Genomic DNA, 15,591 nt, shown 5'->3' on the forward strand with positions numbered 1-15,591 from the left:
TTTTAATCATAAATGTTTGGAAATACTATAGTTTATAAAGTGAGTATATGTGGATATTTTTTTAGATAAATAATCGTAATATTCGATTTAATATTGGTGAGATGGTATAATAAATATAGAGGGTTTAATCTAAAGTTCATATAGATTAAGTATGATATGTATCGAGCATAATGATTAAAAATTATAAGATATAAAAACTCTTAATTATTGATTATTATCATTGATTTTTGTATTGAAAAAGACTAATATATTCCGTGAACAAATTTATTGGAAAAGGAGATGATGATGACGTGAAAAATAGAATTGTTGCCGCAATTTTAGTTTTTTTTATCATCGTTGATACAATGCTGATTGCCTGTGCTTTTGATGTTTCTCCTTTGACAATAAAACGTGATGTTTTTGTCTATGAATATGGAAGTGAGATTTCTAATTTGCCACAGGATTATGTTAATGCTAACGAAGAAATATTAAAACAGGTAGAATTGGATTTTTCAGATTTGAAAAATGAAATAGGAAGATATCAAGTAGCTGCAACATATTTGGGTGTTGAATATCCTTTTGAAATCGAAATTGTTGATACAACTAAACCGGTATTTACTTTAAAAGCAGTAACATTCAATGTTGCTTTGAATACTGAAGTTTATGCAATTGACTTAATTGAAACAGTCGAAGATAATTCTGAATATACAGCATATTTTAAAGATAAAAATGGCGAAATCGCTACTTATAAAATTTTTAGTGAAAAAGGTTCTTATGTTGAAAAAATCTTTGTCGAGGATAGTGCTGGAAATGAATCAGCCCAATTAAGAGTTAAAATAGTTGTTGGTCAAAATGGTAATAATCCAACATTATCTGGTATTGATGATGTCGAGATTTTAAAAGATACATTGTTTGATCCATTAAACGGTGTAACTGCAACAGATGGAAATGGCAATGATATTACAAGTAAAATAAAAATCCTAAAAAATAATGTTGATACCAAAGAAGAAGGAGAATATGAAGTAATCTATTCGGTTACTAATGATAAAGGAAATACGTTACAAAGAACTAGAAAGGTAACAGTTTTAAAATCAAAAAAGTCAGGTGATTAAAGTTGATAACAAATGCGATAATTATAATATCGATTATAATATTTATCATTATTAATTTTGTTGATAAAAGTGATGATAAAGTTTCATTAGCAATTAAATATGGGGCATTTTACATGCCAAGGATTGAAATAAAAAAGGAATATTGGCGGTTTATAACTGCCAATTTTGTTCATATTGATATTTTGCATATTTTTATGAATGTGTACTGTATATATAATTTAGGTCATTTTTTTGAATATATTTTAGGAACAGGTCAATATTTATATTTAATTTTAGTAACTTGTATAGCTACTAGTTTGGCTTGTTATTATCAAGGAAAGCATTCTGTATCTAGCTACAACACTGTTACTTTGGGAGCTAGTGGTATTTTTTATGGCTATTTAGGAGCGATGATTGCTTTAGGTTTATTTGTTGGTGGATATTTTGAATATATGTTACAACAGTACTTATATATAATTGTTATAAATATAGCTTTTACACTTATGAATCGTCAAGTATCTAAAGCGGGTCATTTAGGTGGTTTAATTGGTGGCTTTTTAGCAATGATGTTATTGATCTGGTGTATGTCATGGCGATTTTAGTTGATGGTGATGCTTGTCCAGATCTTGATTTAATAAAAGATGTGGCAATCAAAAAAGCTCAAAAGATGATTGTGTATGTTGATTATAGTCATAATATTTTGGATGATTATTTTGTTACTGTTTTTTGTGAAAATGGTAAAGATAATGTTGATTTAGCGTTATTTAATGATATTAAAGAAGATGATATTGTTATTACTCAAGATTATGGATTGGCTTCATTAGCATTGACTAGAAAGGCTAAGGTTTTGCATGTTTCCGGAAAAATAATCGATAATGATAATATTGATGAATTGTTATTGTCACGTTATTTATCAAGTAAAGAAAGAAGGTCTAATGTTCATTTGAAAGGGCCTAAAAAAAGAGATAGTGAAGTTCGAAAGTATTTTTTAGAACAATTAGAAAGAGTCTTGGATGTATAAATGATTTTATACATCTTTTTTGTATAATAACAACTTTTAAGTTAACAATAATAATATTAATTATCACATTGATTGATATAAAAGAATATATCTTATATAATTGCAATATTATGGTAATAAGGAGAAAAGTATCGGTATGGATTTCAATGTTTATTTTAAAGAGGTATTAGATCATATTCATTCAGGGGTGCTTTATTGTAAAAATGATCCCTATTCAACAATAATCTATGCTAATGATTACTTTTATAAAATGATTGGTTATACTGCTAAAGAGATTAAAGATAATTTTGATAATCGTTTTGCTGATTTAGTAGTTGATGATGTATCGGCAATATTAATTGCTATTGATGAAAAGATTTCTAAAAAAGAAGATTTGGATTTTGAATTTAGATTAAGAAAGAAAAATGGCGAAATTTTTTGGGTTCATGATACTGCTAAATATGATCGTGATAATAATTGCTGGTATGTAACTATTATGGATATTACTGAAATGAAAAGTCTGGATTATGAACGCGAACGATTAGAATTTTATTTAAATAGTATTCCTAATAAAATAGTAATTAGTAATGCCCAAGGTGAAATCATTTATAAAAATAAACGAGCTCAAAACTGTGATTATTATAATCAAGAAGCTAAGACATTTAAAGAATTAATTGGTAGTCATGTTTTAGGGCAAAGTTATGATGATATTTTTAATGCTGTAATTCATGGACAAACTATTAATTATGAAACAAGATTTCGCAGTCAGTTTGAATTTATTGGTCATGATAAGAATTATTTAATTCCAATTACTACTAAAGATAAAAAAGGTGTTAATTATATGCAGGTTAGTAAAAACTTGTTGAAATATAGTGATAGTTTGACATTGTTTCCGACCAGGTTAATGTTTGAATACTATTACAAAAAGTATTTTCAAATTAATCAGAATAAAGATGGTTATCTTTGTATTGTTGATCTTGATGATTTTAAAGCAATAAATGATAATTATGGTCACAATGTTGGTGATGAAGTTATTTGTGCAACAGCCTCAAGAATTGTTTTGTTGTTAGAACGTGAGGATTATGTTTGTCGTTATGGTGGGGATGAGTTCGTCATTTTATTTTTAAATTGTGATAAAGAAAAAGTTGTTCAAAAAATAGAACGGCTTTTAAAGATGAGTAAAAAAACATTGGTCTTAAAGGGAAATAAAATTTGTTTAGGATATAGTGTTGGAGTAACAGCTGTGGATAATACAATTGATTTTAATCAGGCTTTCCAAAAAGCTGATCAAGCTTTGTATGAAGTTAAGCAAAGTGGTAAAAATCAAGTCATGTTTTTCAAAAATTAAAACACCAAAATAAAACTTCTCTAAGTAATCTTAACTAGAGAAGTTTTATTATTAAGTTTATTTACCACTATCACCATAATTTTTTAAAACTCGAGCACTTGGGTCGTTTACATCACAGTTTTCCCAGTTTTTATTTGGCATCCAGAAATCTTTTACCCATTTAGCTTGATTAGGATAAAAAGATTCAAAAATGTCACGATATAGCAAAGATTCTTTTGTAAATGGTGTTGCAAAAGGATATTTCTTTTTAGCAGCAATAACATCGTCATCGCTATAAATACTTTCAGCATATTCTTTAAGATAATCAACCATAGAATGACCTACCGCATCAGAAAATGCCGCTTTTTCTCTAAATAAAATTTCATCTGGTAAATATCCCTGGTCTTTAAAAGCCTTGCGCAGTAGATATTTTCCTTTATTATAAGTATTCATTTTTTTAGCTGGATCAATGCTCATAGCATAATCGACAAAATCAATATCCGCGAAAGGTACTCGTCCTTCTAAAGCATGAGCAGAAATGCAACGATCAGCTCTTAAAACATCGTACATATACAATTCTTTGATTCTTTTTTTAGCTTCATTTTGGAATTCGAAAGCATTAGGTGCAAAATCAGTATACTTATAACCAAATAGTTCATCGCTTACTTCACCAGTCATTATTACTTTAATATCAGTATGTTCATGAATATATTTGCATAAAAGATACATTCCCATACTTGCTCTAATTGTAGTAATATCATAAGTTTCTAAATGGAAGATAACTTCTTTTAAATTGGTTAGAATATCTTCTTTGCTCATAACAACCTCAGTATGTTCAGTACCTAAAAAATCAGCTACTTGTCTTGCGTATTTCAAATCAATTGGATCAGTTTCCATTCCAATAGCGAAGGTTCTAATTGGTCTGCTGTTTAAACGAGCTGCAATAGCACATACTAGTGATGAATCTAAACCGCCACTTAATAAATACCCAATTGGGGCATCAGACATAAATCTTTTTTTAACGGCTTTTTCTAGTTTGGTTTTTAAATTAATCGCAATAGTATCCAAATCATCAGTGTTAATTGTTTTAGGATCACTTAAATCATTAAAACAAATAAATTTACCATCTAAATAATAATGACCTGGTGGAAAAGGCATAATATCATCACATAATGAAATTAAGCTTTTAGCTTCTGAAGCAAAGCAAATATCACCACTTGTTTTACTATAACCATAAAACATAGGGCGAATCCCCATTGGATCACGAGCAGCCATGATCTTTTTTTCTTTAACATCATATAAAACCATCGCAAACTCAGCATCAAGAAATTTACATAAAATCTCAATACCGTATTTATCATATAAAGGAATTAAAACTTCACAATCACTACCAGATTTAAAAGTATATTCATTTTCTAATTCCTTTTTCAAGATTGGATAATTGTATATTTCCCCATTACATACTAATACACAATCTTTATAAACAAAAGGTTGATTACCTTTAGATGATAAGTCCATAATTGATAAACGATTAAATCCCCAAGTGATTCCTTCGTTAACACTTACATGCTGATGATCAGGGCCGCGATACGCCGCCTGGTCTAGTGCATCATTAAAAACTTGTAGTTCGATATCGCTACTACCGACAACTAAAAATCCACACATAATTAATTTCCCCCTTAAAAATTAATGTTATAAATATAAAAACTCGCTAAGTAGCGAGTACCTTATAACCTATATTTTTCCTAGTTACATGGTACGGAAAATACTTCATAGAGTACTCGATACCCGCCAATGGTAACGTCATTGGTAACGTTCTAGCCTACTTGCAAAAGCTTTCGGTAGACGGCTCTTAGGTGTTCTTGGTAATCTACTCCACTATCAGGCTTGCACCAATCCCTGACTCGCTTTAGTTTTGATAGAAAACTACTCTCCTCGTCAATGCCTTTGTTTATTGAAGTTAGTATATACTATTTTATTATTAAAAGCAATAAAAAATAATTAATATAAATAAAATTTTTTATTAAAGAGTAGAAAAATTTTCAAAAAATGATAATAATTATAAATCAATTGACAATAATGGGTGTTTTAGCATAAACTAGTGGCAAAATAGTGAGGTATGAAAATGAAGTATAAAATGATTGCGTTAGATTTAGATGGTACATTAAAAAGTAGTGATGCTACGGGAAGAATAATCTTGCCCAAAACCAAAAAAATCTTAATTGAGCTTGCTAAAAAAGGAATTGTAATAGTTTTAGCATCAGGGCGACCTACTGCAGGTTTATATGCAGAAGCTAATGAGTTGCAATTAAATGACTTTGGTGGTTATTTGTTATCATTTAATGGAGCTAAAGTTGTTAATTATCAAACTAAAGAAGTTATTTTTCAAAAAATATTCGATGCCACAACTGCTCATTTAGTTTATGATCGAGCTAAAAAATATAATTTGGCAGTTATGACATATACTGATCAGGAAATTATTACTGAAGATAGTGCTGATCAATATGTACAAATTGAATCTAAAATAAATAATATGCCATTAAAACAGGTAGATGATTTCAAAGCGGTTGTTGATTATCCGGTAAATAAAGTATTATTGACAGGTAAACCAGAATATGCAGCTAAAATTGAAGATGAGTTTAAAGCGCCGTTTAAAGATTCATTAAGTATTTATCGTTCAGCAGCGTATTTTATTGAAGTTATGGCTAAAAATATTGATAAAGCGGCATCGTTAAAAGTATTGGCTGATTCGTTAAATATTAGACCAGAAGAAATTATTAGTTTTGGTGATGGTTATAATGATCTTAGCTTAATAGAATTTTCAGGATTAGGTGTTGCTATGGGAAATGCTGTTGATGAAGTTAAACAGCGTGCTAATTATATTACTTTATCTAATGATGATGAAGGAATTTATGATTGTTTAAATAAGTTAGTAGAAAGAGGTGAAATTTAATGTTGCCAAATGATATTAATATGTTAGTAAGTATGTTAAATATGAAACTAAGAGATGATGATATGTCATTAGAAACAGTGATTGAAATTAATGATGGAAATAGTGAAGAAATAATGAATAAATTAGAAGCTAATGGTTTTTATTATGATGAAAGTAATAATCAGATAAAAGCTAAATAATATTATATGTGGTTGTTAAAAGACGAAGAATTATTATTTTCTTCGTTTTTATTATTTTCTAAAATGAAATTTTTGCTAAAAAATACTCTCTTTTACTTTTTAATGATAAATGCTATAATACGTTTATTAAGGGGGAATAGCCAAATGTTAAAATTAGAAGATTTTAAAGCTGCAAAAAAACGGGTTGATGAAGTAATTTTAGAAACTCATTTGATTCATAGTGATGCTTTTTCAGAAGAATGTGGCAATGATGTCTATATCAAACCGGAAAATTTACAGCGAACTGGCGCTTTTAAAATTAGAGGTGCGTATAATAAAATTGTAAAACTTGATGATGAAGCTAAAAAACGTGGTCTAATTGCATCTTCAGCAGGTAATCATGCTCAGGGAGTTGCCTATGCTGCTAATAAACTTGGAGTTAAAGCAACTATCGTTATGCCAAGCCATACACCATTAATTAAAGTTGAAGCCACTAAAGCTCATGGAGCTGAAGTAGTTTTAGCTGGTGAAGTATATGATGATGCTTACGCAAAAGCAGTAGAATTGCAAGAAAGCGAAGGTTATACTTTTGTTCATCCATTTGATGATGAAGATGTCATGGAAGGACAAGGAACAATTGCTTTAGAAATTTTAGATGAATTACCAGATACTGATATGATATTAGTACCAATTGGTGGTGGGGGATTGATTTCAGGAATCGCTGCTGCTGCTAAAATGATTAAACCAGATATTAAAATTATTGGGGTTGAACCTGAAGGGGCTGCTAGTGCTTCAGCAGCTATTCAAGAAGATCAGGTTGTTTTATTAAAAGAAGTAGATACAATTGCTGATGGTACAGCAGTACAACAAATCGGTTCTAAAACATTTAAATACATTAAAGAATATGTTGATGATATTGTTTTAGTTAATGATTATGAATTAATGGAAGCGTTCTTAGTATTAGTTGAAAAACATAAGCTTGTTGCTGAGGGGTCTGGAATTTTAGCGCTAGCTGGGTTGAAAAAATTGGATGTTAAAGGTAAGAAAGTTGTTTCATTAATTAGCGGTGGAAATATTGATGTGTTGACTATTTCTTCAATGATTAATAAAGGATTGTTATCTCGTGGTAGAATCTTTACATTCTCTGTTCAATTAGCAGATAAACCAGGACAATTAGAAATTATTTCTAAAGTATTAGCACGAATGAATGCTAATGTTATTGGTGTTGATCATAATCAATTTAAAAACTATGCTCGTTTTTCTGAAGTGGAACTTCGAGTTACTGCCGAAACTAATGGACATGCTCATATTCAAAGTATTATTGATGAGTTTACAAAACTTGGATATACAATTACAAAAATCGATTAAAGGACGCATGTCCTTTTTATTTTTTTAAATAAATAGTTTTCCATTTTTTGTTGGCATGTTTTATAATATAAACATGGAGGTTATCAAAATGAAACAATTGCTAATTCGTGGTGATGATTTGGGATATAGTGAAGGGGTAACCATGGGAATGCTATCAGCTTATCAAAACGGGATAGTAAATAGTATGGCATTAATGGTTAATATGCCTTTTGCTAAAGAGGCAGTAGTTTTAGCTAAAAAGCATAAAGGTTTATGTTTAGGGTTACATGTTAATGTAACTAACGGAAAAGCTTTAGCGCCAAAAGATAAAATTCCTAATTTAGTTGATCAAGATGGCTATTTTATTAAAAGTTCAATTAGAAGAAAACAACTGGCTAATAATGAACAATTATTTAGCGAAGAAGAGGCTTATATTGAGGCAAAGTATCAAATAGAGCGATATATTGAATTAGTCGGTGAAATTCCAGAATATATTGATGTTCATGTTTTAGAAATTGAACCTTTAATAAATGCGGTATTAAGAATTTATCATGAGTATCAAGTACCGGTATGTTTATTTGATCAAACATGTTTTGATAATAATATTTTTAAACAATCTATGGCCCAATATGATTATTATAATGATCATGATTGTGATTTTGAAAAAGTGTTTATCGATGGACATTATCAAATTAATGAAGGAATTAATCTTTTAGTTACTCATCCTGGTTTTATTGACTATGATGTTGCAATAACATCATCAATGTTAAAACCACGATTATATGATTATGCTTTAGTTACTAGTGCTAAATTAAAAAAATGGTTAACTGATAATCAAATTGAAATTATTTCATTTAGAGATTTAAAAAAGGTAGGAAAATAAAAATGGAAGAAAAATGGTGGCAAAAAGAAGTTGTTTATCAAATTTACCCAAAAAGTTTTAAAGATAGTAATGATGATGGAATTGGTGATTTAAGAGGGATTATTGAAAAATTAGATTATTTTAGTGATTTAGGAGTAACTAGTTTGTGGCTTTGTCCGATTTATGCTTCACCAATGGATGATAATGGTTATGACATTAGTGATTATTACGATATTAATCCAATGTTTGGAACTATGGCGGATTTAGATGAATTAATTGAAAAAGGTAAAGAGCGAGGTATCAAGATTATTATGGATTTAGTAGTCAATCATACTTCTGATGAACATGCCTGGTTTCAAGAAGCTTTGAAAAATCCTGATAGTAAATATCGTGATTATTATATTTTTAAAAAAGGAGTAGATGGACATGCTCCTTGTAACTGGCGCAGTATTTTTGGTGGTTCAGTTTGGGAAAAAGTAGGGGATGACGAATATTATTTCCATGCATTTTCAAAAAAACAACCATGTTTAAATTGGGAAAATCCGACGTTACGTAAAGAAGTATATAAAATGATTAACTGGTGGCTAGATAAAGGGATTGCCGGATTTAGAGTTGACGCTATTAACTTTATTAAAAAAGATCAACGTTATCAAGATGGTGAGCCTGATGGTGAAGATGGTTTAGTATCTTGCATTCCATTTGCTCGTAATCAGCCAGGAATTGAAGTGTTCTTTAAAGAATTAAAAGAAAATACTTTTGCAAAATACGATTGTATGACAATATCAGAAGCTTATGGAGTATCATATGACAAATTAGGTATTTATATTGGAAAAGATGGCTGCTTCGATTCAATGTTTGATTTTAACTATTCTAATTTTGATATCGGAGATAATGAAGAATGGTTTATTAGAAAAGATTGGACTGTTAAACAATTCCGTGATTTAATTTTTACTTCACAAACTGAAGTTAATAAGATCGGTTGGGTTGGGACTTTTCTAGAAAATCATGACCAGCCTCGCTCGTTAGATAAGTTAATCGTTAATAAAGCCGATCATGGTTATCATAGTGCAACAATGATTGGTTCTATGTATTTCTTTTTAAGAGGAGTGCCATATATTTATCAAGGTGAAGAATTAGGTATGGCTAATTGTGTTCGTCATTCAATTGATGAATATGATGATATTAGTACACATGGTCAATACGCTAGAATGCTTGAAGAAGGATTTAGTGAAGAAGAAGCATTAGAATTAGTTAATAAACGTAGTCGTGATAATGCTAGAACACCAATGCCTTTTGATGATAGTAAATATGCTGGTTTTTCTAATGTTGAACCTTGGTTAGCGTTAAATGAAACATATAAAACAATTAATGTTAAAAATCAATTTAATGATCCTGATTCAGTTTATAGTTTTTATAAGAAAATGATTGCTTTAAGACAAAAAAGCGAATATAGTGATGTATTAACATTTGGTGATTTCATTCCAGTAGAACATGAAAATGATTTGTTAATTGTTTATAAACGTAGTTATAAAGGTCAAACAGTAGTAAATGTATGTAACTTCTCTAATCAAGAACAATCATATTCTACTGATAAACAAATTATACTAAATAATTATCATGAATATGACCAAAAGACTTTAAAACCATATCAAACAATTATGTATGTAGAATAAAAGCCACGATTTCGTGGCTTTTACCAGTATTTATTAGTAATTAAGTTTAAATCAACGTTAGTATTAATACCTTTAACATTGCCAGTTTCACTATATTGCAGGATGCTAAAACCATCTTCTAAAACTTTATTGTCATTATAACGAGCTTTCCATTTTATATAGTTATCTAATCTTGAATCTGTTAATTTAGTTGACCACCAGTGATGATTAGCATAAATTCCTTTTTTATTTTCATTTTGAATATTATCAAGAAAAGAAACAGCAACATTAGCTAATTGTTGATTTGAAAGATTACCTTGATATTCTTCATCCTCTAAGTCGATAAAAACACCTAATTCTGGAATACGACCATTTAATTTAGAGGTTACAAAATCAGCTTCTTTTTTTGCTTGGGTTTCATCACGAGCTAGTGAGTAATAATAAACACCATATGGTATTGATAACTGAATACATTGATTGATATTTTGTTCAAATAAAGGATCTTCTTTGATAGTTGTACCATCTGATAAAGAGGTATAGCCACATCTAATAATTACAAAATCAATTTCTTGTTTAGCTAATTGCAAATTAATGTTGCCATTCCATTTAGAAACATCAATACCAATGTATTGTCCTTCACTAGCTAGACGGTCGTTATGATTATAGATTGTAATACCACTGGTTATTAATGCTATTGATAATAATATAGTTATAATTTTAAGTAATTTTTGTTTCTTTTTATATTTTTTAAAAATAAAGGGCAGTATCGCCACTAACATTATTAGTAAAATGACGATACTGTGAATTATGTAAATGGCTAAATATTGTTTATAATAAAGTGATAATGAAAAAATAATGGCACTAATAGTAAAAAGAAGCCAAATTTTATTAAGACTTAAAATGGGTAACTTTTTTTTCTTTGTCATTAAAATCACCTCGATGACACAATTTTATCATACTGATTAAATATTGTCGAATTGATGATTGTTAATCTTGATTGTTCTTTTTTAATTCTTCGATAATTTCATCAAGTTTACTATGTAAATCTTGAATGATAATTTCAGTTTTTAGATTTACTTTATAATCATTTTCATTTCGTAAACGATCTTTTTGTTCTTGGCGGTTTTGTGACATCATAATTATTGGGGCCTGAATAGCGGCAACGCAAGATAAAATTAAATTTAATAAGATAAATGGATAGGGATCGATACTATTTTTAAAAATGAGATTAAAGATCATCCAGGTCGCTAATAAAATAACGAAAATAATTATAAAAGTCCAGCTTCCAGCAATTTTGGCTATTATATCTGCTAGTTTCTGCCCTTTAGTTGTACTGCTTTTATCCGGCAGGGAAACTGTTTTTTCTAAGACTAGATGAATGATTTCTTCATCGTCCATATCATCACGGACATTTTCTAAAATTTCGTTGATTATTTTTGTATGTGTTAGCTTTTTCATTGAATCACCTTAGTTATATTATTTACATTTAAATTTGTTTTAAACTAATGATTATTTAATGAAAAAAATGTTGAAATAAGGAGGAGTTATTATCGTGATAACTTATTTTAAAATTATTGAATAGTTGTTCTAGGTTATGTATACTGGAGTAGATAAAAAGTAAAAGGAGTGATAATGATGAAAAAAGTAATTTTAGCTATGTTTAATCATTTTCAATTCTTTTATATTTCTGTTTTTTAAATTAACATATCATTTTATTGATATGTTTTTTTGTGGGTAAGATAAAATTTATAGATGGAGGAATAAAAGATGCCAAAAAGAGAAGACATTAACACTGTATTAGTAATTGGTTCAGGACCAATCGTTATTGGTCAAGCATGTGAATTTGACTATTCAGGGACACAAGCATGTAAAGCATTAAGAAGTTTAGGTTATAAGATTGTTTTGGTAAACTCAAATCCAGCAACAATCATGACAGATCCGGAAACTGCTGATGTTACATACATTGAACCATTAAATGTAGAAAGATTAACACAAATCATTGAAAAAGAACGTCCAGATGCTTTACTTCCTAACTTAGGAGGACAATCTGCTTTAAATTTATGTTCTGAATTAAATGAAGCCGGAGTATTAGATAAGTATAACGTTAAAGTATTAGGTGTTCAAGTTGATGCAATTGAACGTGGTGAAGACCGTTTAGAATTCAAAAAAGAAATGGATAAATTAGGAATTGAAATGGCTCGTAGTGAAATTGCAACTACTGTCGATGAAGCATTAGCTATCGCTGATAAATTAGGTTACCCAGTTGTTGTTAGACCTGCTTATACAATGGGTGGAGCCGGAGGCGGTTTAGTCTATAATGTTGAAGAATTAAAAACAGTTGTTTCTAGAGGATTACAAGCTAGTTTAGTAAATCAATGTTTAATTGAAGAATCTATTTTAGGTTGGGAAGAATTAGAAGTTGAAGTTGTTCGTGATGCTAATAACAATATGATTACAGTATGTTTCATTGAAAACATTGACCCAATGGGAGTTCATACTGGAGATTCATTCTGTAGTGCACCAATGTTAACTGTACCTCAAGAAGTTCAAGATCGTTTAAAAGAACAAGCATTTAAAATTGTTGAATCAATTGGTGTAATTGGGGGAACTAATGTTCAATTTGCTCATGATCCAGTAAGTGATCGTATCGTAGTTATTGAAATTAACCCAAGAACTTCTCGTTCATCAGCTTTAGCAAGTAAGGCAACAGGATTCCCAATTGCTTTAGTATCAGCAATGTTGGCAGCGGGTCTTACAATGGAAGATATTCCATGTGGTAAATATGGAACATTAGATAAATATGTACCTGATGGTGATTATGTAGTTATTAAATTTGCACGTTGGGCATTTGAAAAATTCAAAGGTGCTGAAGATAAACTTGGTACTCAAATGAAAGCTGTTGGGGAAGTAATGAGTATTGGAAAAACATACAAAGAAGCTTTCCAAAAAGCAATTCGTTCTTTAGAAATCGGACGTTATGGTTTAGGTTATGCTAAAAACTTTAATGAATTATCAAAAGATGAGTTAATTAAATTATTAGCTAATCCTACTAGTGAAAGACAATTTATTATGTATGAAGCATTACGTAAAGGTGCTACTGTTGAAGAATTACATGAGCTAACACAAATCAAAACTTATTTCATTGAACAAATGAAAGAATTAGTTGAAGAAGAAGAAATGATTAAAACATACAAAGGTAAAGAATTACCAGTAGATGTTTTAAAACACGCTAAACAAAATGGTTTCTCTGATAAATATTTAAGCCAAATTTTAGATGAAGATGAAACAACAATTAGAGAATTACGTAAAGCTAATGGAATTAATCAAGCTTGGGAACCAGTCCATGTAAGTGGTACAAAAGATAGTTCATATTACTATTCAACTTATAATGCTGAAGATCATAGCGATATTCATCACGATAAACAAAAAGTTATGATTTTAGGTGGTGGACCTAACCGTATTGGTCAGGGTATCGAATTTGACTATTGCTGTGTTCATGCTTCTTTAGCGCTAAAAAAATTAGGGTTTGAAACTATTATTGTAAACTGTAACCCTGAAACTGTATCAACAGATTATGATACGTCAGATAAATTATATTTTGAACCTTTAACATTAGAAGATGTTTTAAGTATTCATGAAAAAGAAAAACCAGTTGGAGTTATCGCTCAATTTGGTGGACAAACACCACTTAATTTAGCAGCACAACTTAAAAAGAATGGTGTTAATATCTTAGGTACAACACCAGAAACTATTGATATGGCAGAAGACCGTGATTTATTCAATGAAATGATGGAAAAATTAGAAATTCCAATGCCAGAATCAGGAATGGCTGTTGATGTACATGAAGCATTAGAAATCGCTGCTAAAATTGGTTATCCATTAATGGTTAGACCTTCTTATGTATTAGGTGGTCGTGGTATGGAAGTAGTATACGATGATGATAGCTTAAAAGAATATATGGCTGCAGCTGTCGGAGTTACTCCAGATCGTCCAATCTTAATTGACCGTTTCTTAAACAATGCAATGGAATGCGAAGCAGATGCTATTAGTGATGGAGAAAATGTTTTCGTTCCAGCAGTAATGGAACATATCGAATTAGCTGGTATTCACTCTGGAGATTCAGCATGTATTTTACCATCTAAACATATTCCAATGCGTCATTTAGAAACAATTAAAGAATATACTAAAAAAATTGCAAAAGAAATGAATGTTCGTGGTTTAATGAATATGCAATATGCAATTGCTGATGATAAAGTATATGTTTTAGAAGCAAATCCAAGAGCTTCAAGAACAGTACCTTTAGTATCAAAAGTATGTAACATTAATATGGTTAAAATAGCTACTGATATTGTTACTTTAGATTTAACAGGACGTAAATCACCAGTACCTGAATTAAAAGAAAAGAAAATCCCACATGTTGGAGTTAAGGAAGCTGTATTCCCATTCAATATGTTCCCTGAAGTAGACCCTGTTTTAGGACCAGAAATGCGTTCAACAGGTGAAGTATTAGGAATTGCAAGCTCTTATGGTGCAGCATTATACAAAGCTGAAGAAGCTGCAAAAACTATTTTACCTACTGAAGGAAAAGTATTAATCAGTGTTAGTGATTTAGATAAACCACAAGTAGTTGAATTAGCTCAAGGATATTATGATGCTGGATTTACAATTGTTGCTACAAGTAATACATATAACTTAATTAAAGAAAATGGAATTCCAGCAGAAAAAATCAAGAAAATCTATGAAGGACGTCCAAATATTTCAGATGCTTTAACAAATGGTGAATTAGCAATGATTATTAATACACCTAATGGAAAACAAAGTGCCCATGATGATAGTTATATTCGTAAATCAGCTATCAAGATGAAAATTCCTTATGTAACTAATATTGCAGCTGCTAAAGCTTCATTAGAAGGAATTATGGAAATGAAAATTCATGGTAGCCATGAAGTTAAATCATTACAAGAATATCATAAAGCAATTAAGTAATTGTAAAAAGGTGAAATCAATAAACTGATTTCACTTTTTTTGTGTATATTTATCGTTTATAAAAATGAGATAAATTTGAGATAATATATAGTATTTTATATGTTATAATATAACTGTCTTTAAAATAACTTTGGCATATTAAACAATAAAAATTATTTAAATATTATAGTAATGGAGTGTTAATATGAAATATGCCAATAAGATGTTTTTTTATAATCAAACTTATTTATCTTTAG

The 15,591-nt window shown here is 29.6% G+C and carries 13 protein-coding genes; 10 read left to right on the plus strand and 3 right to left on the minus strand.

The window, feature by feature from the left end; translation table 11 throughout:
* The first annotated feature begins 290 nt into the window (after positions 1–290).
* The 4 genes from B5F09_RS07790 (at position 291) to B5F09_RS07805 (ending at position 3,418) form a co-directional block, all read left to right on the plus strand.
* Complete coding sequence (locus tag B5F09_RS07790; protein WP_239404285.1) at positions 291–1,091, plus strand: immunoglobulin-like domain-containing protein; 801 nt, start codon at positions 291–293, stop codon at positions 1,089–1,091.
* A 2-nt stretch (positions 1,092–1,093) separates the two neighbouring features.
* On the plus strand, positions 1,094–1,672 hold the full coding sequence (locus B5F09_RS07795; RefSeq protein ID WP_087300587.1) for a rhomboid family intramembrane serine protease: 579 nt from the start codon (positions 1,094–1,096) through the stop codon (positions 1,670–1,672).
* On the plus strand, positions 1,660–2,091 hold the full coding sequence (locus B5F09_RS07800; protein ID WP_087373379.1) for a DUF188 domain-containing protein: 432 nt from the start codon (positions 1,660–1,662) through the stop codon (positions 2,089–2,091). The genes B5F09_RS07795 and B5F09_RS07800 overlap by 13 nt, the downstream gene beginning before the upstream one ends.
* Before the next feature lie 136 nt (positions 2,092–2,227).
* Positions 2,228–3,418: a diguanylate cyclase domain-containing protein gene (locus B5F09_RS07805; RefSeq protein WP_087373381.1), complete on the plus strand. Its 1,191-nt coding sequence runs from the start codon at positions 2,228–2,230 to the stop codon at positions 3,416–3,418.
* 57 nt (positions 3,419–3,475) lie between these two features.
* Here the strand turns inward: B5F09_RS07805 and asnB are convergent, their stop codons facing one another.
* Complete coding sequence (gene asnB, locus B5F09_RS07810) at positions 3,476–5,062, minus strand: asparagine synthase B (RefSeq protein ID WP_087300581.1); 1,587 nt, start codon at positions 5,060–5,062, stop codon at positions 3,476–3,478.
* Between the two features lie 460 nt (positions 5,063–5,522).
* On the opposite strand from asnB, the gene B5F09_RS07815 reads away from it, so the two are divergent.
* From B5F09_RS07815 to B5F09_RS07835, 5 genes are all read left to right on the plus strand, one after another.
* Positions 5,523–6,350 (plus strand): Cof-type HAD-IIB family hydrolase, encoded by an 828-nt coding sequence (locus tag B5F09_RS07815; RefSeq protein WP_087373382.1) that lies wholly within the window; start codon positions 5,523–5,525, stop codon positions 6,348–6,350.
* Entirely contained in the window at positions 6,350–6,529 is a 180-nt protein-coding gene (locus B5F09_RS07820) for a DUF4250 domain-containing protein (protein WP_087300577.1), read from the plus strand. The genes B5F09_RS07815 and B5F09_RS07820 overlap by 1 nt, the downstream gene beginning before the upstream one ends.
* A gap of 144 nt (positions 6,530–6,673) precedes the next feature.
* Positions 6,674–7,876 (plus strand): threonine ammonia-lyase, encoded by a 1,203-nt coding sequence (ilvA, locus tag B5F09_RS07825; RefSeq protein ID WP_087300575.1) that lies wholly within the window; start codon positions 6,674–6,676, stop codon positions 7,874–7,876.
* Between the two features lie 88 nt (positions 7,877–7,964).
* Positions 7,965–8,738 (plus strand): ChbG/HpnK family deacetylase, encoded by a 774-nt coding sequence (locus tag B5F09_RS07830; protein WP_087373384.1) that lies wholly within the window; start codon positions 7,965–7,967, stop codon positions 8,736–8,738.
* Positions 8,739–8,740: 2 nt separating this feature from the next.
* Entirely contained in the window at positions 8,741–10,390 is a 1,650-nt protein-coding gene (locus B5F09_RS07835; protein WP_087373386.1) for an alpha-glucosidase, read from the plus strand.
* A gap of 20 nt (positions 10,391–10,410) precedes the next feature.
* Here B5F09_RS07835 and B5F09_RS07840 read toward each other — a convergent pair whose 3' ends face one another.
* Positions 10,411–11,295, minus strand: coding sequence for a glycoside hydrolase family 25 protein (locus tag B5F09_RS07840; RefSeq protein ID WP_087373388.1), 885 nt, complete (start codon positions 11,293–11,295; stop codon positions 10,411–10,413).
* A 61-nt stretch (positions 11,296–11,356) separates the two neighbouring features.
* Entirely contained in the window at positions 11,357–11,827 is a 471-nt protein-coding gene (locus tag B5F09_RS07845; protein ID WP_087373390.1) for a DUF1003 domain-containing protein, read from the minus strand.
* 309 nt (positions 11,828–12,136) lie between these two features.
* Between B5F09_RS07845 and carB the strand changes: the two genes are divergently transcribed.
* Positions 12,137–15,355, plus strand: a complete 3,219-nt coding sequence (gene carB / locus B5F09_RS07850; RefSeq protein ID WP_087300565.1) for a carbamoyl-phosphate synthase large subunit — start codon at positions 12,137–12,139, stop codon at positions 15,353–15,355.
* Positions 15,356–15,591 lie beyond the last annotated feature (236 nt).

The organism is Erysipelatoclostridium sp. An173, assembly GCF_002160495.1.
In the GTDB taxonomy this organism is placed as follows: domain Bacteria; phylum Bacillota_I; class Bacilli_A; order Erysipelotrichales; family Coprobacillaceae; genus Thomasclavelia; species Thomasclavelia merdavium.

Coding starts and splice junctions, on each gene's coding strand:
- B5F09_RS07845 (WP_087373390.1), bottom strand. CDS start 11,827: ATGAAAAAGCTAACACATACAAAAATAATCAACGAAATTTTAGAAAAT.
- B5F09_RS07805 (WP_087373381.1), top strand. CDS start 2,228: ATGGATTTCAATGTTTATTTTAAAGAGGTATTAGATCATATTCATTCA.
- B5F09_RS07815 (WP_087373382.1), top strand. CDS start 5,523: ATGAAGTATAAAATGATTGCGTTAGATTTAGATGGTACATTAAAAAGT.
- B5F09_RS07820 (WP_087300577.1), top strand. CDS start 6,350: ATGTTGCCAAATGATATTAATATGTTAGTAAGTATGTTAAATATGAAA.
- carB (WP_087300565.1), top strand. CDS start 12,137: ATGCCAAAAAGAGAAGACATTAACACTGTATTAGTAATTGGTTCAGGA.
- B5F09_RS07830 (WP_087373384.1), top strand. CDS start 7,965: ATGAAACAATTGCTAATTCGTGGTGATGATTTGGGATATAGTGAAGGG.
- B5F09_RS07835 (WP_087373386.1), top strand. CDS start 8,741: ATGGAAGAAAAATGGTGGCAAAAAGAAGTTGTTTATCAAATTTACCCA.
- asnB (WP_087300581.1), bottom strand. CDS start 5,062: ATGTGTGGATTTTTAGTTGTCGGTAGTAGCGATATCGAACTACAAGTT.
- B5F09_RS07840 (WP_087373388.1), bottom strand. CDS start 11,295: ATGACAAAGAAAAAAAAGTTACCCATTTTAAGTCTTAATAAAATTTGG.
- ilvA (WP_087300575.1), top strand. CDS start 6,674: ATGTTAAAATTAGAAGATTTTAAAGCTGCAAAAAAACGGGTTGATGAA.
- B5F09_RS07800 (WP_087373379.1), top strand. CDS start 1,660: ATGGCGATTTTAGTTGATGGTGATGCTTGTCCAGATCTTGATTTAATA.